Genomic DNA, 23386 nt, shown 5'->3' with positions numbered 1-23386 from the left:
TGCATGAATGTAGCTAGAAAATAGAGATGCTCTCTCAGAACTAGTATCTGTTATTACCCAGCGTACTATTCCACTCATTCCCACGTAGGACTTCCATGTCATCATGTTTGAACGTTTACGTATAATCTTTTCCTGTTTAGTGAAAAACGAGTAATAATACGACACCATTCGACAGATCATCACGAGGAGGTGACGCTGATTATAACGTTGACTGCCCCCGATGAAATGACAGCTGAACTGGTGCAGAATATTGCCCAGATCCGTTCTCAGCTTGGGAACAGCAAAGATGTGATCATTCGACAGATCCGAATTGGCAAGGATCCAGGTCTCTCTGCAGCCGTGATATACATCGATGGCCTGACAGACGTCGAATCGATACAACATTTCTTGTTGGAATCGTTACTGCTCGATATTCACAACGATGACTTCGACAATATCCTGCGTGAGGGACAAGATTTGATACGCATGCTGGAAGAGCGAATTCTGAAAGTTGGAGCCATCTCTCACGTGGAGCAATTCTCTGGTCTGTTCAATCACCTCTTATCCGGAGACGTTATTCTGATGCTAGATCGTCACCATACGAGTATCTCGATCGGCAGCATGCGGGACTGGAAGGAACGCGGTGTTACGGAATCGTCAACGGAGACAGTCATACGCGGACCCAAAGAGAGTTTTACAGAGAGCTTGCGCATCAACACCTCCCTAATCAGACGCAAGATCAAGGATCCGAATCTATGGATGGATACCAAGTCCATCGGCAAAGTCACACATACGGATGTTGCAATTATGTATGTGAACGGCATCGCGAACGAGGATGTGCTGAAAGAAGTTCATCTCCGGCTGGACCGCATAGACATCGATAGCATACTAGAAAGTGGATATATTGAGGAGTTTATCGAGGATACGCCTTATACTCCGTTTCCCACCATCTATCATTCCGAGCGTCCCGACGTCATAGCAGCCGAGCTTCTGGAAGGGAAGATCGCCATTCTGATCGACGGGACGCCGTTGGTTATGATCGTACCGGCTTTATTCGTTTCATTCATGCATGCCGCGGAGGATTATTACCAACGTGCTGTCATCGCTTCGCTCATTCGGATTCTCAGGTTTATATGTATCGGTATTGCGCTCACGGGACCTTCGTTGTATATCGCCGTTACAACCTTTCACCAAGAGATGCTCCCGACCCAACTGCTGATTGGTCTTGCCTCACAACGGGAGGGAACACCGTTCCCGGCATTTATAGAAGCTTTTATGATGGAGGTAACCTTCGAAATTTTGCGGGAAGCCGGTCTGCGTATGCCCAAGGCCATCGCCCAGACCGTCTCCATCGTAGGGACTCTTGTCATAGGCACGGCTGCCGTCGAAGCCGGCATCATCTCCGCCGCCATGGTTATTGTTGTAGCCATAACAGCGATTTCGAGCTTCGTGCTTCCCGCCTTCGACATGTCGCTGTCGTTCCGGATGCTGCGCTTTCCGCTGATGATGCTCGCCGCATCCTTTGGTTTGTTCGGAATAATCGTTGGCCTTATCGCCATCGTGCTGCATATGTGCAGCTTAAAATCCTTTGGCGTACCTTATATGAGTCCCCTTGCCCCATTCAATGCCGAGGGTAATCGGGACAGCGTCATACGCCTGCCATGGTGGACGATGTGGACGAGACCTCTCATAATCGGAAAGTCCAATCGAGTGCGAGGACGCAATCGGCCTCCACATCCTTCATCTTCGCCGCAGAACGAATCGAAAGGTTGAACATCATGCGCCATATTCGCACGATCATGCTTCCTCTGCTGCTCCTTCTCTCCATGTTTCAAATTACGGGATGCTGGGATCGTCGGGAACTCAATGAACTTGCGATCGCCGTGGGGCTTGCCATCGACAAGTCGGGTGATAACTACCGGATTTCCGTGCAGGTTGTAGAGCCCAATGAAATAGCAGGCAAAAAGGGGAGCAACGTTACACCAGTTACCTTGTTCCAGAGTACGGGCCGAAGCGTCTTCGAGGCTGCTCGGCGCATGACAACCACAAGCCCGCGCAAAATCTACTTTTCTCACCTGAGGATGATGGTCATCAGCGAAACGGTCGCCCGCGAGGGTATACGCAATACGCTCGATTTCTTGTCTAGAGACCACGAGCTTCGAATGGATTATTATATCGCTGTCTCCAGAAACTCGAACGCCGATGATACCCTAAAGATATTAACCTCTATCGAAAGAATACCGGCCTTCAAGCTCTCGTCTACACTCGAATCATCTGAGAAAGCCTGGGCCCCCACAACGACCGTCACGCTGGACGAGTTACTTACGACGCTCGTCAGCCAAGGCAGGCAAGCTGTATTAACCGGATTACAAGTGAAAGGCGATCAGGAAACCGGAGAAACAAGCGCAAATGTGAACATGGTCAAGAGCAGCGCTCAGCTCCAGTATTCCGGCCTGGCCGTCTTCAAGAACGATCGGCTGATTGGTTGGCTGAACGAAGATGAAAGCAAAGGATATACCTATATTAACAACGAGATTCGGAGTACATCGGACAGCATCAATTGCCCGGACGGCGGCCTCATTACGGGCGAAACCATCAGATCCAATACAACCGTAAAGGGCGAGCTGATTGACGATCTGCCTCATATCTTCATCAAGGTCCGCTCCCAGATTAATATTGCCGAGGTGCAATGTTCACTCGATCTAACAAATTCAGCAACAATCTCTGCACTGGAAGATGCCGCAAACACAGAATTAACCGACATCATCGAACGCAGTATCAAGGCCGTGCAGCAGAAATATGGAACCGACATTTTCGGTTTTGGCGAGATTATCCGTCGGGCATATCCCAAGGCTTGGAAGACTTTGAAGAAAAACTGGGATAAGTCCTTCAAACAAGCGGTGATCCACGTGCAGGCCGAGAATAAGATCCACCTCCTTGGAACAGTCAATAACTCTTTCATTGAAGAGCTAGAGCATGAGGAAGAGTCGAAATGAGGGGCAGGAACGACGACCGGAATTGCCTCCGCACTTCGCCTGCAGGAGTACCGCAGTATCACGTTTCCACTTGCGATGCTCCTGCTTACGAGCTCAATCATCATCTTTCCGTTAACGCCGATCAAAGGAGCGCTCGATTATGACTCTCGTCATTACTGTCGTTGTGCTGGCCGTCGCACTAGCCTGGTATGAGATATCAAGACTTCGCAAGCGCAAATGGATCAGAGAGTCCTGGGCCTTCAGCGTGTTCCTGCTCTGCGGCGTCGTCTTGTGCGTGCTCTACCTGTTGCAAGTGCCTATCCCGAGTCCTATCAAGTGGATCAAGATGATGTTCACTCCTGTCAGCGATGCGATTAACCGATTACTTGGATTGAAATGAGGAATCATTATGCCAAAAACATTTATTGCGCCCCTACAATTCGGCATTCTAATCATCATGTTCGTCATCAGCAGTTCGACGTTGATCCTGCCAAAGCTGCTGGCGAAGCAAGCACATCAAGACGCATGGCTTTCCGCGCTGATCGGCACCGTCTGCTCCTTGTTTCTCGTATTCATCTTCGGCAAGCTTGGAGCTCGCTTCCCCCAAATGACATTCGTACAATACAGTGAACGGCTGCTCGGCAGAACATCAGGAAAAGCGCTCATGGTACTGTACCTCGGTTACCTGTTCATCATCACTTCCGGACTATTGAGTCAGGTCGGCACGCTGGCCACTTCCTTATTTCTGACACAGACGCCCATTATTGCCGTTAATATTCTTTTTCTTTGTATAATCGTTTTTGCTGTTTCTCTCGGACTAGAGACGTTCGCCAGAGCGGCAGAGCTGTTTTTCCCCTTTATCATACTGTTGCTTCTGATTCTGCTGGTTTTCTTGTTTCCTCTCATTGAATTCAAGAATCTGTCTCCGTTCCTCGAATACGGAGCCGGTCCTGTGATGAAGGGAACCCTCTCCGTCATTGGTATCCCCTTCTTAGACCTGGTCATTCTACTGATGGTGTTTCCCTCCGTATCGGATAGCAAAGCTGCATACCGGATGTACTTCACCGCTACTATGGTCGGAGGCATCATGCTAATCGTCGTCGTTTTGTTCACAACGCTCATTCTAGGGCCTTTTGTATCTGCCATTACCGAATACCCCTTCTATGTGCTAACTCAGAAGGTCAATTTAGGCCATTTCGTTCAACGAATTGAATCCATTGTTATCATGATTTGGATCGTTTCCCTCTTCTTCAAGATCACGATTTGTTATTACGCATTGCTGCTCTCGACCAGCCAAATCTTGAATCTCAAGAGCTATAAGCCGCTTGTCATACCACTCTCGCTTATCGTTGCTGTGTTGTCGGTCACCCTCTTCCCGGCTAGCGTATCGTTCTGGGAGTATATATCGGAGCAATGGACACCTAGCGTTCTGCTGTTCGGACTAATTATCCCAGCCGTTCTGCTGCTGATCGCCAAGTTTAAAGGTGACGGCTCCCAAGCGTCCCCTAAGGAAAATCCATCCAAGTAGAGTTGGACTATGAATATTAGACTTCAAACCCACATACAATCTACGGATTAGGACAACTACCAATGGAGGGAAAACCATTGCATTCTGTTCGTACGATTACGGTCTGGGAGGAGCATATGTTTTGGCTGGAAATCCTGCAGGACCATGCCTATTTCGTCTATGATTATACGGCGCCTTATGAGAAGCAGTGGGTAGCAGAAGCGGAGCAATTCATAACGAGGTTCCAATTGCTGATCGATAGGCTGAACGAGATCCCCCGGAATGAGACGTTCGACTCCGCCGTGATGATTCTGATGGCGAAAGAAATTTGGCCAGTTGCGCATGGTTATTATCTTTTCGAAGGACGACTGCAAAGTCTGCGAATTGATAACCAGATCCAGGTTGCGCTCTCGCCAGCCTTCTTTAATGGAACGCTCAGTGAGAATCAGGAATATTTGCGACTATTAACCTTCTATATGCAAGGAAAACATCCGGAGCGCTTGCCGCTAGTTCAATTGCTGGATTTGTGGCTGGAGGATCAGCTCGGACATGCGGTGTTGCTTCGCAATGCGCTGGATCCCATGGAGCTGGAGATTATTCGGGAGACGGATCGTTACGCAGAAATCTTCCAGGGATTTATGATTCAGAACTTGCAAATCAAAGGATACCTGCGATTCTCCCCGCCTGGCATGAATAGACAGCAACTGCTCGCGCGGCAAGTCGGGGACGCTGTGCTGAACATGAACGCATTTATCTTTAAGGTCGTGAATTTGTATCAGAATACCGAGTTGATGAACAAAACGACGCTGCGTTTTCTGGAGCATCACTTCCCGGAAACCTGTTACTTCATCTGCAAGCTTAGCGAATATGCGCCCGAACTGCAGGAAGCTGCAACTCATTGCTCGCTCAAGAAGCCGTCTTTCCAATAGGAGGACGGCTTCTTGTTGTCCGTACCCCGCTCTAAAGCAACGTTATATTGGCCCGCGGACGGATTGCACTCTCAACTGCTCAATCAGTAAGCCGATTGCTTCATTCGTTTGATCATAATAGTCGCGCATGGGGCAAGGTCGTTCGAACAGCCCCTTCAACACTTTCGGAATCGTGAATTGTTCTGGGGAGAGCCTCTCATTCACTTCGTTCCATTCAAGCGGGGCCGCAACGGTCCCCTCCGTCGTGCCTCTGGCAGAGTAAGGACATATGATGGTTTTGCCTTGTGCATGCTGGATATAATCAACGTACAATCTGCCGCCTCGCTTTTTCTTGAGCCGTTCGATCGTGAACAACGCCGGGTGCTTCTGCACCAAATATTCCGCGACAAAAGAGAGAAACACTCGCGTATCATTATAGGTGAGCTGCAGCCTTGACCCTAGCGGAATATGAATTTGGAGTCCCTTTCCTCCGGAAAGCTTCGGATATCCAACGATGCCAAAGGACTCCAGCACGAGATGTATTTCGAGCGCGGCTCGCACCGCCAGTCCAAATTCATTCGGGCTTGGCGGGTCGAGATCGAACACGATTTCGAGTGGATTAGGTTCGTTGACAGTCTGGAATGGGACATGCAGTTCTATCGCACTCTGATTGCCGAGCCAGACCAAGGTGGACAAATCATCACAGACGATATGCCGAATCCCTTCTACCAGCTCCGCCCGCACAAATTCCGGCGCATATGCTGGGCAATTCTTCTGGTAGAACGACTCGCCAGGCACGCCGTGAGGGTAGCGGATCACCGTCAACGCCCGGTCTTGCAGAAAAGGAAGCATTCGCGGCGCTATCTCGGTTAAATAAGCGGCGTAGGACTCCTTGTCCAGATCAGCGGCCGACCAAAGCGCTTTGCGAGGATGAGAGATCTTAGCTTTCGGACGGGTATCGGCGTTCTCGAGCAACAGCCTGTTCCACGTGCAAGACTCCGCCTTCTCCTTGAAACGAAAAGCACGGAATACAGGCTTCTCCCAAACCGTATCAGGCATTTGCTCCACGAGCTGCCTCCATCGTGCTCCGCCCGGCATTAAGAACGACAGTTCCACACTGATGCCTGGCTGGATAGGAGCATATCCCACGCAATCCCCATCCCCTTCCGTTCGACTCTGAATCGCCTGCGCCAGCGCCGCCCTCTCTTCACTTTGCAGCCCCTCCCGAAACGATCCCACGGCAACCCACTCATTCCCGACTCGAAGGCCTGCCATAAATCGTTCATCCGTCTCTCGATAACCGACAATAACAAAGTGCCCCAGAAACGTTCCTTCCTTAGTCCTGGGCGATGTTGGCACAAATGCTGGCACATTATCCCTCCTCCTCTTTCCTTTAGCATGCGTAAATATCGGGCTTCCATTCTATGAACCAATCGGAACGGCCTGATCCTATCCAGTATGTAAGCGTTGTATGCCGAGTTGTCCCGCCGTTATAATATCCTTAACTTTCCTTAAACGGATACGAACATAACAAGATCAACCTGAAACAATAAGGAGGTGTGTGGATTCGTGACAACAAACCATACAACCAAGCTTGGACTCGCACTCGAAGGAGGCGGGGCCAAGGGTGCTTACCATATGGGAGTTGTAAAGGCCTACTTGGAGGCAGGCCATACTTTCGACGCTATTACCGGTACTTCAATCGGTGCGCTTAATGCGGCCGTTATAGCACAGGGGGATTTCGAGCTCGGATTCAAGCTGTGGGAGAAGCTCGACGCCCGTATGATCTTCGACATAAGCGAAGAAGAATACCGCTTGCTGATGCGGCGCAAACGGAGTACCGCATCCTTGCGCCAACTGACCGCACATACGAAGAAGCTGATTGCAAGCAGAGGCATCGACACACGCAAGATACGCAAGCTGATCCAATCCCTCATTGACGAACATCGTTTGCGTGCTGCTTCCACCGATTTCGGTCTCGTGACTGTATCCTTGAGCGATCGGGTCCCGCATGAGCTGTATAAGGAGGATATTCCGCAGGGTCGGTTATTGGATTATCTAATGGCCAGCGCCTCCTTCCCTGGCTTCCAGACGACCTTCATCGACGATAAAGCTTTTATCGACGGCGGTCTGTACGATAATTGTCCGATTAATATGCTGGCGGGCAAAGGGTATACGCAAATTATTGCAGTCAGAACGCTCGGGCTTGGGATCACGCAAAAAATTCGTTATCCCGCTCTCACGATTACAACGATATCCCCCTCCGAGCCGCTCGGCGGGATGATGAGCTTTAACCCAGAGACCATCCACCGCAGCATGAGTATGGGGTATTACGACGCACTCCGTCAGCTAAGGGGCTTGCAGGGCCAAACCTACTGCATCGATATGGACAAAGTAACCGAAGAGATATGCTGCGAAATGCTGAAGTCTATTCAAGGGGACAAGTTGCTAGCGTTAGGTCGTATGTTAGGAGTTAGCCGCGGGTTCCCTCCCCATGAGCTGTGGAGCAAAGCTATTATGCCGCGGTTGTCGGACAGCATGCGGCTGCCTGCGAATGCTACCGCCATGACCTTTATCGTGCGGTTAGCCGAGAAGCTCGCTCATGCCAAGGGAATCGAGAAATATACCGTCTACTCCTTCCGCGAATGGATTACTATCATTATTAACGGACCACTTAGAAACGTGCAGGGATTTGGATTCAGCCAAGTGGAGCTTTGTATGGCCGCACAGCGAATTCTGGAAGGGCTGCAATGGCCCTCTGATCGCAACTCTGCCCGCTGAGGTTACGTTTAACACGGAAATTAATGTTAATGGTATACTCGTAACTAGCATGATTACCCATCATTAAGGCCAAGGAGCGATTTGATTGACAGTATGGAAAGATTTGCGAGCGTTTGCCGCCGTATCCGGCGCTCGTCTGCTCTTGGGAGCTTTATTCTGCTACGGCATCGGCCTTGGCATATTGGCGCCAATGAACTCTATCTACCTAAGTGAGAGCATCGGACTTAGCAAGGGGCAGATCGTGTCCATTTTCGCCGTCTCGGCTCTGCTTAACTTGATCGTCACAATTACGGTTGGCGTATTCAGCGACAGAATGAAAAGCAAGAAACAAATTGCGATCGTTGCAGCAATCATTTGTATGGCAGGGCTCCTGCTTTACATGCGCGCGGATTCCTACATCGAAGCGCTTCTCTTTATGTGTATCGCATCCGCACCCTCAGGCCTGATCATGGGTCAGCTATTCGCGCTGTCACGCAACCACTTCGCGCGTCTCGCACCCACTTTAGTTGAGATGGCTCAAATTTGGCTCAGATCCTCTCTTAGCGTCGGTTTCTTCGCCGGTCTGCTGATCGGTGCCAATCTCTATGTCATCGCAACGTTCCAAGGCGTATTGTGGGGCAACCTTGCGGGATACTTGGCTTTGATGCTGCTGCTTCTGGCGCACCGCGAGCTGGATCCCGACTCGCCAAGCGGCTCCAAACCTGCTGCCGCTGCCCTCGGCGAGCCCTTCTCACTGCTCATGCTGCTGGCTATTCTGATGATCGCGTGCGCAGATGCGGTACGGGGATTATATCTCCCTCTTGTCGTGAAGGAACTTTTCGGTCGAGCGGAGATCGCCTCCTACATCTGGAGCGTACAAGCCGTGTTCGAGCTTCTGCTCATGACGGTATCCGGTTATTGGGCGGCGCGATACGGGACCAAACGTATTCTGGCCGCAGGTGGAATCTGTGCTGTCCTATGCTACGGAGTTTACCTTTCGTCACCGCCGCTTGCGTTCTTTTTTGTCGTCCAGCCTATCTATTCGTTGTTCGTCTCGATCAAATTCGGCGTCGCGATGGGCTACGTGCAGCGTATGTTCATTGGTCGCAGCGGCTTTGGCGCCAGCTTGTACGAGGCCATTATCCTCATGGCTACTTTGCTGGGATATGTGCTCCCGCTATTCGTCGAAGGTTATCATCCAATGTTATTCCTGATTCCTACAGCCATGATCGTCTTGGCGCTCGCATTGATCGGCTGGTCGATGGCAGGCGATCGCAAGCGGCTTCAGCCTTCGAGTGCCAGGGCCATGTAGAGTTAAACAATGGATGAGTAGAATCTGCTTCAAACAACCGATTGGACGGCGAGGTTGTCCGTCGATTACAAGTTTTATGGGTGGAAGCCATTCAGCCGCAGCATTTGACTTGGTAGCCAGCGCCGGCTTAGCCTGGTGTTGGCATCGAATACGCAATATGCTGTCCGTCTAACTAAACAAAGAAGTCATCGCAAAGGGCTGCGATGACTTCTTTGTTATCTGTTGCTCATGTGATCTTGGCTTAACCCAGCTTCTGGCCGCAGTTCGGACAGAAGTTGGCGCCTTCGTTCTTCGAGCCGCAGTTCGGGCAGAAGTTCGGCTTCTGGCCGTTGCCTGCCGGAGCGGAGCCCTCCGCCTGCGAACCCCCGCCATTAGCGCCGCCCTGCTGACCGCCTCCTTGCGGCGAGTTCATGTTCTGCATCATTTCTTTGGCGATATTCATGCCCATCATCATGCCGGCCATATCCGCAGCGGCCCCGCCGCCGTTCACTTTGCCGGAAGCGATGCCGTCGGTCATGGACGCCTGCTGGTATCGCTGCAAGTCCCCGATCATGCTATGGGAAGCCGTCTTCGTGATCATGGCCTGAATTTCCGGCGGATAATTGAAGCTCATCACTTGGAAGCCCGTCACCGTTATGCCGCTGTCCAGCATCTCCATATCCAGATCCTCGCGGATACCTCTGGCGATATCGCCCGCATTGGCCTGCAGGTTGAACATGTCCTTGCCTTCTGTGCTAATCCACTTCATAAGTAATTGGTCCAGTACCGACGTTAATCTCAGCTTTACGTCCTCGACCAAGAAGCTCTCGCGCACTCCAGCGATTTTGTCAATAAAGGCCACATAGTCCTTCACCTTGAATACAAACGTCCCGTTAGCGCGGATCGGCATGCCGCCAGGCAGCTGCGGAGTCGGAATTAACACCGGATTTTGAGTACCCCAGCGAACCGTAAATTCTTTGGTATTGACGAACACAACCTCGACGCGCATACCGCTGTTAAAGCCGAACTTGAAGCCCTTCAGCGTGGAGAGGAAGGGAACGATCTGAGAATCGACGGCGTACTCCCCTTCATCATGGAAGATGCCTTCGATCCGCCCGTTGTGTACGAATACCGCGTCTTGCCCCGGTCTGATGATGAGCTTGCTCCCTTTTTTGATCTCCTTGTTGCTCCACTTCCAGAAGATCATATCGTCGCGGAATTCTTCCCACTCTACCACGTTCGCGAACTGGTTTCTGAAAAACGCCATTTGCCCTCATCCTTTCCCTTCTAAAATGATCCCCTGCTCCCGCTATGAGAATGGCCGCCGGATGTTGTGCCCCCGCCTCCCCGGCCACCGCCTCCGCCTCCGCTCGAGGGCTTCGGAATATGCCTCTTTGTCACCGTCGTGCGAATATACTGATCGCGATGGCCCACGATGCCCGAAGAGCCGGTATTCTCGTACGTCCGATTGTGAACCGTGACACGACCTCCCGAATTGGCCACCAACCGCCAGACGACCAGAAGTGCAACCACTCCTGCGACGCCAACTTGGAACCACCACTTAAATAAAATAAGATCGGGATTGACGCCAGGCTTGTAGCCCATGTACCGATGCGCCGTTTCGATATAAGCCGAGAACGCGCCGTAATAGTCGCCTGCCGACAAGTCCGGGCTTATTTGATTGCGGATCCGGTCCAGCCGTCCATCGTCCAGATAAGTCTCCGCCTTGTAGAAGCCACCTAAGTAAGTCTGCCTGTTCTTCATATCTACGGTCAAAATGACCGTGTTGCCATGTGCTTTGTCGTACCCGGGCGCTTCCTTGTCGTAGAAGTCCTGCATGAGCTTCATTACATCAACGCCGGCATCATTCTTGGAGGTGTAGATCATAATATCCGTCTCCCGCTCGGCTCCAAGCTTGTTCGCCTTGATATTAAGCTTCGCCCGCTCATCCTCGTTCAGCAGCCCCGCTTCATCGTACACGAGCTTCCTGATCGGCACATCCTCCGCATAAGCCGTACCGAGGGGATGCAGCAACGATAAGAGAGGGATCACAAGCGTCAGCAGCAAGACAAAAACAAGGCGCGATCTTATAGGCCCTCTCACCACCACCAACCGCCTCCCAGCGCAACTTGTATGCCTTTCATGATGGCGAACCCCGCCGCGAAGATACCAGCGAACCAGCCGAGCGTCTTGGCATTGCTGATCGGCGGCTTCCCTGCCACCTTGCCCGTCTGTCCGTTCATGGCGAATGTATACCGTTTCTTATTGTAATCGTAATGGACGACCCATACCGGCAGCAGCGCGTAGTTCGCCTGCAGCGTAGTCGTGTTCACATTTTTGTTCGTATATGTAACGGTGGCGTAACCCGACATGGAGGAACGGATATACGATTCGATGTAATCATCGACCTTTCCCCTAGCGCGCGGGTAGGACTCGCCGTCGTTATAATTGTATTTTTCTGCGATGTAGCCCGTCAGATATGGCGCCTTGAACTCCTTCAGCTGATCGTACGGAAATGGCTCAAGTTTGTCCATCAGCTCGTCGTTCATCTTCTCCGATGCGTCTACCGGTATCTTGGCGTAATCCAGCACGATGCCCCGATAGACGTCGTAATGCTGCGTCTCGGTGTATATGTAGTCGCCGCTCGTGTAAGTTCGAACCTTTGTGCCATGCGCTTGAACCTCAATGTCGTTGTGCAGATCGAATAACCAGAAGGGCACGTACAAGCCTGTAATGTTTTGGATCCGGTCCGCCGTCATGAACCCGCCTGGCGTCATCAAACCGTTTTTGCACCATTTCTTGAAGGCGGCCTGAGCTTCTTGTTTGCTGATTGCAAAAGGAATCACCTTATCCGGCGCCAGCTGGCCCGTCAACCGATCGCTGAGAACGACATTCGAGCCGCAGAAGCTGCAGGAAGTCGCCACCGTGTCCGCATCCGTCATCAGCACCGCTCCGCAGCTGCCGCATTGATACTGCTGAGCCTCGTTCCCCTCGAATACCGTCTGCTTGAGCGATCCGGAAAACCCCTCAATATCGTCCTTCCTGCCGCAGCTCGCACAGGATAACTTGCCCGACTCACTATCGAAGCCCATGCCGCCTCCGCAGTTCGGACACTTATATGTAATAACCGACATACGTCCGCTCACCTCCGTCAAACTAATGACATCATGCTCAGTCTGCTTACTCCGTCTGCCCCAGCTTCTTCTTAAGCTCCGCCAACTCGTCCTCCGGCTTCGATGTTGCCGAATCCTCCTTGCTGTACGGCTCGAACTCGGCGTCCAGATCATCCTTCGTGCCCTTTCGCAGCTCCGCCAGCGCCATGGCTTCGTCGTAAGCACGATCCGCCTTCTCCTCGAGCGCATCTAACACAGACGCGCCGCCCGCGTCGACCGAACCTGCCGCGTTCAGCTTCTGCTGAGCATCAGCCGCCGCAAGCTTGCCTCTGATCGCTGCTCTGCGAGACTCCAGCTCGCCGATGTCGGCGCTCAGCTTCGCTTGCAGCTGCTTCATGTTCGCGGCATTAAGCGCCGCAGCGTCATAAGCCGCCTGCAGCGAAGTCACCCGCTCCGACTCCGCCGCCTTCTGTTCCAGAAACTTCAGCGCCTGCGCTTCGTTCCCCGATTGCGCGGACTTCTCGGCGTAGCGCTGCAGCTTGGCGATCTCGGAGCTGCACTCGTCCAGTGCCCGCTTGGTCCGGCTCTCCGCGGCGAGAATAGCCGCCGTCTCCGCTTTGAGTTCACCGAGATCTTTATTTATGCTTCGCATATATTCGTCTAGCGTCTTCTCCACGTTGTGCGAACGGTCCAATACTGCATTGATATTGCTCATCATCAAATCCCTGAATCTTTCCAGAATTCCCATGGGGCAACCTCCTTGTACAACGATTTCCTGCTCTAATAGTACCTTATTTCCAGTCAAAATGATTCATTTTCCGGCGAAAAGGTTGTCGACTCCCGGCGAGGCCCACGTTCACAACCCATATTCGCCCCCGAATTCGAATAAGAGAGCGCCACGAGGCGCTCTCTTGTGATAACTCGTATTTTACGGACGCCAGGAGACGTATTGGACATCAAGGATACCCTCGTTCAGCGTCACAATACTTTGGCCGCCCATTGACCGGCTTGCTTAATCAGCTGCCGGAACGGCTGTGACTCGAAACATGACAATTTATGGCCATTCATAAGATAAACTACGCGTCCGAGGCCATACTCATGCGCCCATGCAGCCGGCCAAGTCCGGTCCTCATGACTGTATTCGGCCAGAATCGCCGTCTCAAAATGCGGCATCATGTCGAAGCGATAAGGCTCGTCGTCGATGACATATTCCGGTACGCCTCGCGTAATGGGATGATCGACGCTAGTCCAACTAACCGGCAATGACGTAAAAGGCGGATGGCTCGTAAACTTCCCGCCAATCATCGTCATCAATTCTTTGTTGCGCTGCATCGAGATGCCGTTGTGAATGACGAGCAGTCCTCCCCCGCCGGCTACATATTGCAGCAAGGCTGCCACTTGCTCCTGTGGCAGCGGCTCGTTCGCAAAATCCGTATAAGAGATGAACAGCTCGTATTCGCTCAGCGTCTCCTTGTTCAGCACGCCGTAATCGCCCGTGCACCGTACTATCGCGACGTCTTCCAGACACGCTTCGATTTCGCGGTCCACTCCCTCGAAGGGATGAAATTTCACGTTGGTGTAGTTGCCTAATGCCAATGCTTTGAAAGTCGTCATGTGTCTCTCCTTCTATCTTTGCTAGCAGTCTATTATTCATTACTATACCAATGCCGAACGCTGGCGTCCATATTCAAACATAAGACCGCGGAAATCACTCGTCGTCGCCGCGGCTTGCAACAAACGCCCTCACCTGCCGCCCCGCTTCTTCCACGCTATCCGCTACAATGTCGATTCGATCCTGCTCGTATTGCTCCATCGCATGTTCGTACCGCGGATCATAATAATGCTCCAGCAGAAGCCGGACAGCATGTTCGAATTGATTCTCCTCCAGGCTGACCTGAATTTCCTTGGCAATTGGCGTATGGATGCGGCTCTTAATACGCGCAAAACCCTGCAGGAGCTCTTCCTTATGCTGGAGCGGTCGGTATTCCTCGATAATATGGCGCACGCGTTCCTTAATCGGCAAGTGGATGAATAGCTGCTTCCCTGCTTCCTTCTTTCTCATGATCATATCCGGTAGAACAGCCTTGCCAATGCGCTTGCTCTCACCTTCCATTAGCACGTAAGGAGCATGCTGCAGCTTAAGCAGATCGGTTACTAACAACGACTCGAAGGACTTCTGGTTGTGTGCCTTCACACCGACATGTCCGAAGATGGAGCCGCGATGTCCCGCCATCCTCTCCAGATCAAGGACAGGATAACCTTCCTCCGCCAGCTCTCTTAGAATCGCTGTCTTGCCCGTTCCGGTATGACCGATCAGCACGACAGACGGCGGTGTCAGCTCGAACGGCTCAAGCGTCTCCACCACCCATCTGCGGTAAGCGCGGAAGCCGCCAGTAAGTCGATGCGCCCTGATCCCCATCAATGACAACACCGTTGCCGTTGTTTTGCTCCGCATCCCGCCTCTCCAGCAGAATACAACCTTAGGCTCCTTGATCTCGCGGAATGTCTTGATAAAAGCAGGAAGCTTAGCCGATACAAGCTCCAAACCTTTATCCATGGCTGCTTGCACGCTGACCTGCTTATACGTTGTACCTACTTCCGCGCGTTCTGCATCATCGAACAATGGAATGTTCAAGCTGCCTGGAATCGTGGCATCTGCGAACTCGGATGGGGAGCGTACGTCGATCGTCACGATCTTCTTGTTCTGCTGCAGCTCCAATAACTGTTCTATGCTCATATCCTGGAACAAAAAAATCGTCTCCTTGACCTATGATGTCTGCTCTTATCGCACAACAATCCGTCCGGGATGGTCGGCTGTCGTCTCCCCGATGATGCCTGCTTCCACGCCTGCCTGCTTAAGCCTGCCGAGCAGTTCCTGCGCTTGCTCGCCTGCCACCGCGATCAGCAGCCCGCCCAAAGTCACAGCGTCGCACAGAATCCAGCGTCCGATTTCGTCGAGCGAATCCGCGAAATCGACGGAGCCGCTTACGTGCGCGAAGTTGTTTTTGGTACCGCCGGGGACAAATCCTGCTTCCGCCAACTCTCTGACCCTCGGCAATACAGGCACATCCGCCGCGTGCACGAGAATGCCGACTCCGCTGCCCTTCGCCATCTCCAGCGCGTGTCCCATCAGGCCAAAGCCGGTCACGTCCGTGCAAGCATGAACGCTGTACGGCTCCATTGTCTCGGCAGCCGTCTTGTTAAGCGTCGCCATCACTTCCGTCACGCGGCTCACTTCCTCCTGGCTCAGCTTGTCCTTCTTGATCGATGTCGTGAGGATGCCGACTCCGATCGGCTTGGTCAGGATCAGCTTGTCGCCGGGCCTCGCTCCCGCATTGGTGCGTACCTTACCGGGATGAATGAGACCCGTAACTGCCATTCCGAATTTAGGTTCGTTATCATCGATCGAATGTCCGCCTACAAGCGTAATTCCTGCTTCCTTCATCTTGTCGCCCGCCCCGCGCAGAATATCGGCGAGCACGCTCTTATCTAGTGTTTTGATCGGGAAAGCGACGATGTTTAATGCTGTTAACGGCTTGCCGCCCATGGCGTATATGTCGCTGATCGCATTGGCTGCCGCCACCTGACCGAACGAATATGGATCATCCACGATAGGCGTGAAGAAGTCGACCGTCTGCACAAGCGCGAGATCGTCATTAAGCTTATACACCCCTGCATCGTCGCTCGTATCGATTCCGACAAGCAGATTAGGGCTTGGCACGGAGGCCGGCAAGGAGCGGAGCACCTCGGAAAGCTCGCCCGGGCCGATCTTGCAGCCACAGCCTCCTTTGGAGGAATAGGAGGTTAGTTTGATAGGTTCCGTAGTCATCTTATATGTCTCCTTATAGATGAAGTTCAGCCGCTTATGTCATTCATGATAGCCGATTCGCGGCGGATTATCTAATCCACAGGTATCCGCCCATCTTAGAACGGATTACCTGTCGGGAATCTGCCAATCGATCTCCCCGCGTCCGTTCGCTCGCAGAAAGTCGTTCGCCTGCGAGAACGGCTTGCTGCCGAAGAAACCGCGGTACGACGACAACGGGCTGGGATGTGGAGCCCGCAGCTGCAGATGCCGCTTGTTCGTAATGAGCTCCGCCTTCTTATGCGCGTGACTGCCCCAAAGCACGAATACGACAGGCTCTTCTTTCTCGTTCACCATCTTAATGACTTGGTCCGTAAATGTCTCCCAGCCTTGACTCTTATGCGAATTCGCTTCATTGCCCCTTACGGTGAGCACCGTGTTAAGCAGCAGCACACCCTGCTTGGCCCACTCCAGCAAGTAGCCGTTGTTCGGCATGCTGCAGCCTAGATCGTCGCGCAGCTCCTTGAACATATTGAGCAGGGAAGGCGGCGTCGGTACGCCTTCCTTGACGGAGAAGCTCAAGCCGTGCGCTTGTCCCGGACCATGATAGGGATCTTGCCCCAGCACAACGACCTTGGTGTCCGCCAAGGAGGTGTAACGAAGCGCATTAAAGATATCCTCCCGCGCCGGATAAACCGTCTCCCGATCGTACTCCGAGTCAAGGAACCCGCTTAGCTTAACAAAGTAAGGTTGATTCATTTCATCCGCCAACACCGTCGCCCAATCGTTCTTCAAACCTTCCATCATTCTCCCCTCCCCGCAAAATGCTGCCGTTCTACCTTCGATACCCGCAAGCCGAACTGCTCGTACCATTCATTCTTGCCCTTATCTTGCGCTACTTTATGCAGGGAATGGCTCTTCCAAGCCTCGATCGCTTCCAGCGATGACCAGTAAGAAACCGTAATCCCGAAGCCGGTTCCACCACGAGCGCTTTCAACTCCAAGGAAACCTTCTTGCTGAGAGGCGAGCTCCACCATTTTGTCCCCCATGGCTCCGTATCCGATATTATCACCATCCGCCATCTGCGATGTAAAAATAACCGCGTAATACGGCGGCTCCGGCGTGCGCGCGATCGTCATCTCCATGCACTCTCCTTTGTTGTCTATGATCGTCATTATAACGCTAGATGAACGGACAAGGAACCCGCTGCCAGATGTAGTGTTAGATTAGAGCAATCTCGTGTCAGCAAGCAAAAACGCGCTGTCCGGACTCGCCGACGAAGGCGTCGCAGTGCGCATCAGGGGCAAAGGCACGTTCGTTGCGAGTACGCGGACGACTATAGGTATGAAGGGCAGCCTATCATCATGAGTCTAGGTATTATCAGTGGGCGGTTCCGATCCGGAGCCCGCTCATGATCATACCTTTTTTTCACTCTGGGGACTCGCGTCCTTGAATTGTTGAACGGGATAACGTACAATACGTTTAAACAATTAAACCTATCAACGGAGCATACCATGAGCGAATTTATTGGCAATCAGAAGGCGATCCACATTTTCGAACAGCTAAGCCCCTACTTCATGGGTCTCGGAGACCCTATTCGCCAGCAAATCGTTTCGTTGCTGATCGATCAAACGAGTATGAACGTGACTCAGATCGCAGCACATATTCCCGTATCGCGGCCTACCGTCTCTCATCATTTGAAGATTTTAAAGCAAGCAGGACTGATTACCGTGCAGAAAAAAGGCACTGAAATGTTCTACAGTCTAGAGATTACCGAAGCGATTACGCTTATGAAGCAATTGGTTCATTTTGTCGAAGAGGAATGCACGCACTAGCTGGAGTTTTGCCCGCTGGTTCCTGTCATTCTTTTTTTCGGGCATTATGTTGATAAGTTTAAACATTTAAACATTTAAATGGAGGGTGATTGGTTTGATTAGAAAGACGGTGCTTATTGTTGGCGGATACGGAGAGGTAGGTCGGCAGATCGCGCAAATCCTGCATGATCGGCATCCCGATATCCATATTTTATTAGGAGGACGAACCAAAGGTAAAGTCTCGCCTATTGAATCGACACGTATCCAAACGGTAGTCGTCGATAACCAAGCCGAGGATCCGCTGCACGTAATAAACGGCAATATTTCATTAATCATTAATGCTGTCAACGATCTGGAGGATCGACTGCTCCTCTCTGCCGTGCGCAACAAGATTCCCTTCATCGATCTGACGCGATGGACCGAACTGTTCCAACAATCGTTGTCCCGATTGACCAACGCCGAGCTTCACGCTCCCGTCATCCTGTCGTCTGGTTGGATGGCAGGCACAGCCTCGTTATTTGCGATGCTGCATTCGCATACCCTCAAGAACGTTTCCGTCCGCATCCATGCGTTATACTCATTAAAGGATAAAGCAGGACCGGACTCTGCCGCATACATGGATCGTATGAACATTCCGTTCCAGGTTACAGAGATGGACGGCAGTCGGCTCGTGCACCCCATGACTGACCCGATCACAGTTAAATTTCCCAATGGCTATTCGGCCCATTGTTATCGCCTTGACACTCCGGATCACGTGACCCTGCTCAAACCCGATCATATCGATGCCGCCAGCTTCCGCATCACCTTCGATAACAAAGCATCGACGTATGCGTTAGTTGGGCTCGTGAAAAGCGGTATTTGGCACAAAATCAGCGGTGATCGCTTCCGTTCGCTCAGACGTCGACTCCTCTATAATCCGGGCATTGGCAGCGCGCATCACATTCTGATCCAATTACAGGGACGAGCACCGGATGGCAAGCTGATCGATCTTGATGTTAAGATCACGGATCCGCTCGGTCAGACACATCTCACCGCCTTGGGCGCCGCCATTCAAGCGGAGAAGCTGCTAGGAGTGCTCGATGATAAACCATATCCACCGGGCATTTATTACCCGGAGGACCTTCCGGATCACAGCATGAGCAGCGACTTTATTCATCAATTCTATAAGGAATATGGTGTGCGGATTTCTACGAATATTTCGAGAATCGCGATACGGGGGTTGTAGAAGAAGAAATGACGGGAAAAGGCGGTGCTGGGGTATTATCCTTGCTTCGCCTTTTCAGGAGCGTGATCTGTCCAGAGCTTTAAAGATTCTTTCTCAAAAAAGAGGGGCGTGGCTTGTATATATATGCCGCTATTAAACATACTTCCGGATGCCTAGACCTACTAAAGCTGATTGGCGGGTGAGGTTTATATGCGCGCCACTTTCAGATCTGGCAAAATAATAATTTCTGCACAACCCGCCGGCCTTTTGAAGGTCAACGGGCTTCCTAGCAGAGATTATTTTGTTTTGACTGTATTCTTAATAAGACGGATCTACCGACATTAGTTACAAAGCTAATCAGGACAACCAAATTAATCGTCCGCAGGATGCGGTGGTTGCAAACGATTCCTGATTGCAGGCATAATCGTACGCAGTTATAATGAAACTAAAGAAGGAGCCGTGCGTCAACACGACTCCTTGGCACAGAAGACCGCTTCAAAGGCGGTCGGCTTCAGTTATTGAGTCAGAAATAGACCGTTAACCTAGCAGGGGGGCGGTCTATTTTTGTTGATTAAATACGGCTATGATGGCAACAACCAACGTCAGCAGCGCAATAATTAGCGCCCCGAAACCGATCATCAACGTCAAAGCATCTTTAACCTCCATGGGCATCCCTCCCTTCTGAGAGAGGTAGCCGACCACCCTTGCAAGCCGTTCCATGTGCTTGTATTATTATAGCATAATTCGCCAACAAAATAGATCGTATGTTCTTATTTTTACCTTCGTATTTAGATGCAACCAATGAATCGAGCTTGTTTTAAAACGGCCTTGCTCCCTTATTACACAATCGCCTTCTTCGCAGCAGGCACCATCGCCGGCGGCAACTCTTCTTTTAATCGCCATACGAAGCTGATAGGCTTGTTGCCTTCATGACTAACGTACTCCGCCTCTCCAAGGAACGTGAAAGGGCTTGTGAAGCCGCTGTCCTCCTTATACTCCCGCACGAATAATAGAATTCGCGATCCCTGTTCGCGGTGGCGAATATACCGCTGCGCCGTCTTCGATTCCTCAGAAGTTCGGCTCTGCGTCTGCCAATGGAATAACGTTTCATTAATTGCATAGTCCTCGTATTGCGTCGAGGGGGAAAAGTCCTTATCGGACTTGTTTAGCGTAATGAAGAAAATATCCGTCGCCTTTTCCTCAAAGTATTTGACTCCTTCGCGGAAGCTCGGCGCCGCCTTTTCGCTCCAATATCCAAATGCAGCCAACACTTGATCGAGGGAGTAACGACAATGCACGTCGAGCGGCAGCGAGTAGGGCAGGTGGTGAGGTTTGTCCACAAAATCAATTCTCGACAGATTGTACTTGATAATCGCATGTACCTCGTTACGGAAAGGCTCGCAAGCCATTATGGATTCCAACGCTTCTTCTATTCCTAGGAAACCTTGTTTCGCTGGCTCCGCTCTATAGAAGGTGTAATAGAACATAGCCAGCATGAGACGTTCATCCTCCGTCGCCGCGCCGCAGCCTTGCTCCAAATAACGAGCTAAAAATAGAAGCATTCGGCGTGAATTCAGATGAAGCAACGCAGGAAGACGTTTGGTCAATTCCTCTCCCTGCTCCCAATCATGCGGTTCCCTGAGACCGGCTTCGGCCATTAATCCATAGAAACTTCGCTTGCCTGTCCGACCCCCATAAAATTCTTGAAGCGTTAAGCCGTAATACTCGACGAAGTCGACTAACGTTAGAGGAAGTCCCGTATCGCTCTCAAAATATTTCATCCGATTAATAAGATTTCGCTTATTGACGGATAAACTTTTTAAGTTGCGCAAAATATAGCTCTTCGCCTGTTTCTCGAGTTGAATGAAGCTCCCTCGCGGCAAGCTGGAAAAACCGTTTTCCACGTAGTGCTGCACGGAATGTTTTGTTTTTCCCAATAAGGCTCTGTACTTCTCCTGAAAGTTATATTCTTGATGCGCTTGCCCGATAAAATCAAGCACCGTCAAACATTCTTTGCCCTCATACAGACGCAGACCCCTTCCAAGCTGCTGCAAGAAGACGGTCAAGCTCTCCGTCGGACGCAGAAACAAGATCGTGTTAACGGCTGGGATATCGACTCCTTCGTTGTAGAGATCGACAACAAAGATCATTTTGACCTCGCCTAGCTCCAGCAAACGTTTGGCCGATTGCCTCTCTGCATCGCTCGATCCGCCGTACAATGCTAGACTGGAAATGCCCGCCTCTCGAAATACGCCAGCCATATAATGCGCATGCTCCACTCCGACGCAGAACCCCAAGCCTTTGAGCCCGTCCATATCGGTCGCATACTTGCGCAAGCTGTTCAGAATTTGAACGGCTCTGATTTTGTTATGCGTATACAGATTTTCCAGCTCGTTTAGGTCATACCCCCGTCTCGACCAGCGAACCTGCGACAAATCCACTGCATCCGTTACGCCGAAATAATGAAACGGGCATAGCAACTTCCGGTCTATGGCATCCGTCAACCGAATCTCTGCCGCAATGCGGTTATCGAAGTACGCCAGCACATCCTTGCCATCCATGCGTTCTGGCGTTGCCGTCAGGCCCAGCAGAATTTGAGGCTGGTAATATTGAAGCAGCTTTTGATAGGTTGGCGCAGCCGCATGATGGAATTCATCTACTACGATATAGTCGTAATACTCCGGCGTCGTCCGTTCAGTCAGTTGCATCGAATTGAGGCTCTGAATGCTTATGAAGAGATGCTCCAAACTTTGTGCCTGATGACTGCCAACATGCAACTCTCCAAAGTTCATATTTTTTAGGATATAGCGGAACGTATCCCGGCTCTGCTTTAGGATCTCCTCTCGATGCGCGACGAATAGCAGCTTTGCATTCGGGTGATTTTGTGCAAAACGTTTGAAGTCGAACGCCGACACGACCGTCTTGCCGACTCCGGTCGCAGCCACTACAAGATTGCGGTAAAGACCGTACAACACTCTTTGAGCTTCGAGCTTTTCCAAGATCTCCTTTTGGTAATCGTAAGGGAGAATTTCGAACGGGAAGGTACCGCCGTCTGCTTGATCATAAGACTTGTTCTTCCGTAGTGCCTGCAGCAACAGTTCGCCATGCTCCTCATTCTCGGGTTCAAATAATCTAAATGACCGATCGTTCCAGTAGCTCTCGAATGTCGCATCGATTTTGCCCAAAATATCGTAAGAATCCTTCTCCGTCACTTTTAAATTCCACTCGAGTCCGCTGGTAAGCGCCGGATTAGATAGGTTTGATGAGCCAACATAGGCTGTCGTAAAACCGGTATCCCGCTTGAACATGTATGCCTTGGCATGAAGTCTCGTGCGATCTCCGTCGTACGATATTTTGATTTCCGTATTAGGCAGTGTGCTCAACTCTCGTATGGCTTTAAAGTCGGTCGCTTCCATATACGTCGTCGTAATAACGCGCAGCTTGCCGCCTCTCGCTGTAAATTGCTCCAACTGCTCCATCAAACAGCGCAGCCCGCTCCACTTGATGAAGGATACGAGCCAATCGATCCGGTCCGCCGTCAAAATTTCCTGTTGCAGCTCGTGCATCATGTTCGGTTCCGCATGCGCGCCCGTGAATAAGCTGCTCTGCGATAACGGCGTTGCAGGGCGGATTACCTTTTCGTCTTTGAAGGCGCGTATATGATTAATTTTGGAATAGATATACGTCAACACTTCGCCTTGTTCGTCAAGCCTTAACGCTTCTGCCTCTTCTGGCCCGAGACTCTCTCTTAAGGCCGCGATAATATCGTTGCAAGTTCGAACCTGGGCCAATATGGAGGCCCCGTCCTGTGTACCAGCTTGCTCCCTCACTAATTTTAGCGCCCGGCGCGTCACGAGACCGATGTAACTCGACAACACCTTCCGAGCTTCCTCGCTATCGAGCTTCTCTTTGCCAATCTCGTATTTGGACGCATCCAAACGAAGAAGCTGCTCTGCAGTCAAACCATTAATGACTTGCTCGTATAGGCCTTCTTTCATAGATTGCGGGGCCTCCTGATTCTCTCTATTCT

Annotated in this window: 22 protein-coding genes; 10 read left to right on the top strand and 12 right to left on the bottom strand. The window is 51.4% G+C overall.

Annotated features, from left to right (window positions below):
* The first annotated feature begins 225 nt into the window (after nucleotides 1–225).
* From ACX1C1_RS09945 to ACX1C1_RS09925, 5 genes are all read left to right on the top strand, one after another.
* Nucleotides 226–1752, top strand: coding sequence for a spore germination protein (locus tag ACX1C1_RS09945; protein ID WP_458957647.1), 1527 nt, complete (start codon nucleotides 226–228; stop codon nucleotides 1750–1752).
* A 5-nt stretch (nucleotides 1753–1757) separates the two neighbouring features.
* A complete protein-coding gene (locus ACX1C1_RS09940) occupies nucleotides 1758–2975 on the top strand; it encodes a Ger(x)C family spore germination protein (RefSeq protein WP_458956922.1) in 1218 nt (405 codons plus the stop codon).
* A gap of 139 nt (nucleotides 2976–3114) precedes the next feature.
* Complete coding sequence (locus tag ACX1C1_RS09935) at nucleotides 3115–3354, top strand: hypothetical protein (RefSeq protein ID WP_458956921.1); 240 nt, start codon at nucleotides 3115–3117, stop codon at nucleotides 3352–3354.
* A 9-nt stretch (nucleotides 3355–3363) separates the two neighbouring features.
* On the top strand, nucleotides 3364–4482 hold the full coding sequence (locus tag ACX1C1_RS09930) for a GerAB/ArcD/ProY family transporter (RefSeq protein WP_458956920.1): 1119 nt from the start codon (nucleotides 3364–3366) through the stop codon (nucleotides 4480–4482).
* Between the two features lie 77 nt (nucleotides 4483–4559).
* The gene (locus ACX1C1_RS09925) at nucleotides 4560–5390 is read left to right on the top strand and encodes a DUF2935 domain-containing protein (protein WP_458956919.1); all 831 of its coding nucleotides are present in this window, start codon (nucleotides 4560–4562) and stop codon (nucleotides 5388–5390) included.
* 42 nt (nucleotides 5391–5432) lie between these two features.
* Here ACX1C1_RS09925 and ligD read toward each other — a convergent pair whose 3' ends face one another.
* On the bottom strand, nucleotides 5433–6740 hold the full coding sequence (gene ligD / locus ACX1C1_RS09920; RefSeq protein ID WP_458956918.1) for a non-homologous end-joining DNA ligase: 1308 nt from the start codon (nucleotides 6738–6740) through the stop codon (nucleotides 5433–5435).
* Nucleotides 6741–6938: 198 nt separating this feature from the next.
* Between ligD and ACX1C1_RS09915 the strand changes: the two genes are divergently transcribed.
* Nucleotides 6939–8150 carry a patatin-like phospholipase family protein gene (locus ACX1C1_RS09915; RefSeq protein WP_458956917.1) on the top strand — a complete coding sequence of 404 codons (1212 nt, stop codon included), beginning with the start codon at nucleotides 6939–6941 and terminating at the stop codon, nucleotides 8148–8150.
* Nucleotides 8151–8235: 85 nt separating this feature from the next.
* Nucleotides 8236–9441, top strand: coding sequence for an MFS transporter (locus ACX1C1_RS09910; protein WP_458956916.1), 1206 nt, complete (start codon nucleotides 8236–8238; stop codon nucleotides 9439–9441).
* Between the two features lie 241 nt (nucleotides 9442–9682).
* On the opposite strand, the gene ACX1C1_RS09905 is transcribed toward ACX1C1_RS09910, so the two are convergent.
* The 9 genes from ACX1C1_RS09905 to ACX1C1_RS09865 form a co-directional block, all read right to left on the bottom strand.
* Nucleotides 9683–10687, bottom strand: a complete 1005-nt coding sequence (locus ACX1C1_RS09905) for an SPFH domain-containing protein (RefSeq protein WP_458956915.1) — start codon at nucleotides 10685–10687, stop codon at nucleotides 9683–9685.
* Nucleotides 10688–10707: 20 nt separating this feature from the next.
* On the bottom strand, nucleotides 10708–11529 hold the full coding sequence (locus ACX1C1_RS09900) for a TPM domain-containing protein (RefSeq protein WP_458956914.1): 822 nt from the start codon (nucleotides 11527–11529) through the stop codon (nucleotides 10708–10710).
* Complete coding sequence (locus ACX1C1_RS09895) at nucleotides 11520–12554, bottom strand: TFIIB-type zinc ribbon-containing protein (RefSeq protein ID WP_458956913.1); 1035 nt, start codon at nucleotides 12552–12554, stop codon at nucleotides 11520–11522. Before ACX1C1_RS09895 ends, ACX1C1_RS09900 begins: the two co-directional genes overlap by 10 nt.
* 46 nt (nucleotides 12555–12600) lie before the next feature.
* Nucleotides 12601–13281 carry a PspA/IM30 family protein gene (locus ACX1C1_RS09890; RefSeq protein WP_458956912.1) on the bottom strand — a complete coding sequence of 227 codons (681 nt, stop codon included), beginning with the start codon at nucleotides 13279–13281 and terminating at the stop codon, nucleotides 12601–12603.
* 230 nt (nucleotides 13282–13511) lie between these two features.
* A complete protein-coding gene (locus ACX1C1_RS09885) occupies nucleotides 13512–14147 on the bottom strand; it encodes a ThuA domain-containing protein (RefSeq protein ID WP_458956911.1) in 636 nt (211 codons plus the stop codon).
* 94 nt (nucleotides 14148–14241) lie between these two features.
* Entirely contained in the window at nucleotides 14242–15282 is a 1041-nt protein-coding gene (gene mnmH, locus ACX1C1_RS09880; RefSeq protein ID WP_458956910.1) for a tRNA 2-selenouridine(34) synthase MnmH, read from the bottom strand.
* A 33-nt stretch (nucleotides 15283–15315) separates the two neighbouring features.
* The gene (gene selD, locus ACX1C1_RS09875; RefSeq protein WP_458956909.1) at nucleotides 15316–16362 is read right to left on the bottom strand and encodes a selenide, water dikinase SelD; all 1047 of its coding nucleotides are present in this window, start codon (nucleotides 16360–16362) and stop codon (nucleotides 15316–15318) included.
* Between the two features lie 105 nt (nucleotides 16363–16467).
* Nucleotides 16468–17145, bottom strand: a complete 678-nt coding sequence (locus ACX1C1_RS09870) for a uracil-DNA glycosylase (RefSeq protein WP_458956908.1) — start codon at nucleotides 17143–17145, stop codon at nucleotides 16468–16470.
* A complete protein-coding gene (locus tag ACX1C1_RS09865) occupies nucleotides 17142–17477 on the bottom strand; it encodes an antibiotic biosynthesis monooxygenase family protein (protein WP_458956907.1) in 336 nt (111 codons plus the stop codon). Before ACX1C1_RS09865 ends, ACX1C1_RS09870 begins: the two co-directional genes overlap by 4 nt.
* A gap of 100 nt (nucleotides 17478–17577) precedes the next feature.
* Between ACX1C1_RS09865 and ACX1C1_RS09860 the strand changes: the two genes are divergently transcribed.
* The 3 genes from ACX1C1_RS09860 to ACX1C1_RS09850 all read left to right on the top strand — a co-directional run bounded on the left by ACX1C1_RS09860 (nucleotide 17578) and on the right by ACX1C1_RS09850 (nucleotide 19377).
* The gene (locus ACX1C1_RS09860) at nucleotides 17578–17706 is read left to right on the top strand and encodes a hypothetical protein (protein WP_458956906.1); all 129 of its coding nucleotides are present in this window, start codon (nucleotides 17578–17580) and stop codon (nucleotides 17704–17706) included.
* 146 nt (nucleotides 17707–17852) lie between these two features.
* Nucleotides 17853–18173, top strand: coding sequence for an ArsR/SmtB family transcription factor (locus ACX1C1_RS09855; protein WP_458956905.1), 321 nt, complete (start codon nucleotides 17853–17855; stop codon nucleotides 18171–18173).
* Nucleotides 18174–18267: 94 nt separating this feature from the next.
* Entirely contained in the window at nucleotides 18268–19377 is a 1110-nt protein-coding gene (locus tag ACX1C1_RS09850; protein ID WP_458956904.1) for a saccharopine dehydrogenase family protein, read from the top strand.
* 537 nt (nucleotides 19378–19914) lie between these two features.
* Here ACX1C1_RS09850 and ACX1C1_RS09845 read toward each other — a convergent pair.
* Both ACX1C1_RS09845 and ACX1C1_RS09840 read right to left on the bottom strand, forming a co-directional pair.
* Nucleotides 19915–20022, bottom strand: a complete 108-nt coding sequence (locus ACX1C1_RS09845; protein WP_458956903.1) for a putative holin-like toxin — start codon at nucleotides 20020–20022, stop codon at nucleotides 19915–19917.
* A gap of 173 nt (nucleotides 20023–20195) precedes the next feature.
* Entirely contained in the window at nucleotides 20196–23354 is a 3159-nt protein-coding gene (locus tag ACX1C1_RS09840; RefSeq protein ID WP_458956902.1) for a DUF3427 domain-containing protein, read from the bottom strand.
* Between the last annotated feature and the right edge of the window lie 32 nt (nucleotides 23355–23386).

The organism is Paenibacillus sp. strain BS8-2 (genome assembly GCF_054483835.1).
Note: the sequence above shows the minus strand (reverse complement) of the source record. Positions and strands in the feature narration are given on the sequence as shown.

What these genes read in the sequence shown, in the direction of transcription:
- ACX1C1_RS09855 (WP_458956905.1), top strand. Translation starts at nt 17,853, where the DNA reads ATGAGCGAATTTATTGGCAATCAGAAGGCGATCCACATTTTCGAACAG.
- ACX1C1_RS09885 (WP_458956911.1), bottom strand. Translation starts at nt 14,147, where the DNA reads ATGACGACTTTCAAAGCATTGGCATTAGGCAACTACACCAACGTGAAA.
- ACX1C1_RS09935 (WP_458956921.1), top strand. Translation starts at nt 3,115, where the DNA reads ATGACTCTCGTCATTACTGTCGTTGTGCTGGCCGTCGCACTAGCCTGG.
- ACX1C1_RS09895 (WP_458956913.1), bottom strand. Translation starts at nt 12,554, where the DNA reads ATGTCGGTTATTACATATAAGTGTCCGAACTGCGGAGGCGGCATGGGC.
- ACX1C1_RS09870 (WP_458956908.1), bottom strand. Translation starts at nt 17,145, where the DNA reads ATGATGGAAGGTTTGAAGAACGATTGGGCGACGGTGTTGGCGGATGAA.
- ACX1C1_RS09945 (WP_458957647.1), top strand. Translation starts at nt 226, where the DNA reads ATGACAGCTGAACTGGTGCAGAATATTGCCCAGATCCGTTCTCAGCTT.
- ACX1C1_RS09940 (WP_458956922.1), top strand. Translation starts at nt 1,758, where the DNA reads ATGCGCCATATTCGCACGATCATGCTTCCTCTGCTGCTCCTTCTCTCC.
- ACX1C1_RS09865 (WP_458956907.1), bottom strand. Translation starts at nt 17,477, where the DNA reads ATGACGATCGCGCGCACGCCGGAGCCGCCGTATTACGCGGTTATTTTT.
- ACX1C1_RS09905 (WP_458956915.1), bottom strand. Translation starts at nt 10,687, where the DNA reads ATGGCGTTTTTCAGAAACCAGTTCGCGAACGTGGTAGAGTGGGAAGAA.
- ACX1C1_RS09930 (WP_458956920.1), top strand. Translation starts at nt 3,364, where the DNA reads ATGCCAAAAACATTTATTGCGCCCCTACAATTCGGCATTCTAATCATC.
- ACX1C1_RS09845 (WP_458956903.1), bottom strand. Translation starts at nt 20,022, where the DNA reads ATGGAGGTTAAAGATGCTTTGACGTTGATGATCGGTTTCGGGGCGCTA.
- ACX1C1_RS09840 (WP_458956902.1), bottom strand. Translation starts at nt 23,354, where the DNA reads ATGAAAGAAGGCCTATACGAGCAAGTCATTAATGGTTTGACTGCAGAG.
- ACX1C1_RS09890 (WP_458956912.1), bottom strand. Translation starts at nt 13,281, where the DNA reads ATGGGAATTCTGGAAAGATTCAGGGATTTGATGATGAGCAATATCAAT.
- selD (WP_458956909.1), bottom strand. Translation starts at nt 16,362, where the DNA reads ATGACTACGGAACCTATCAAACTAACCTCCTATTCCTCCAAAGGAGGC.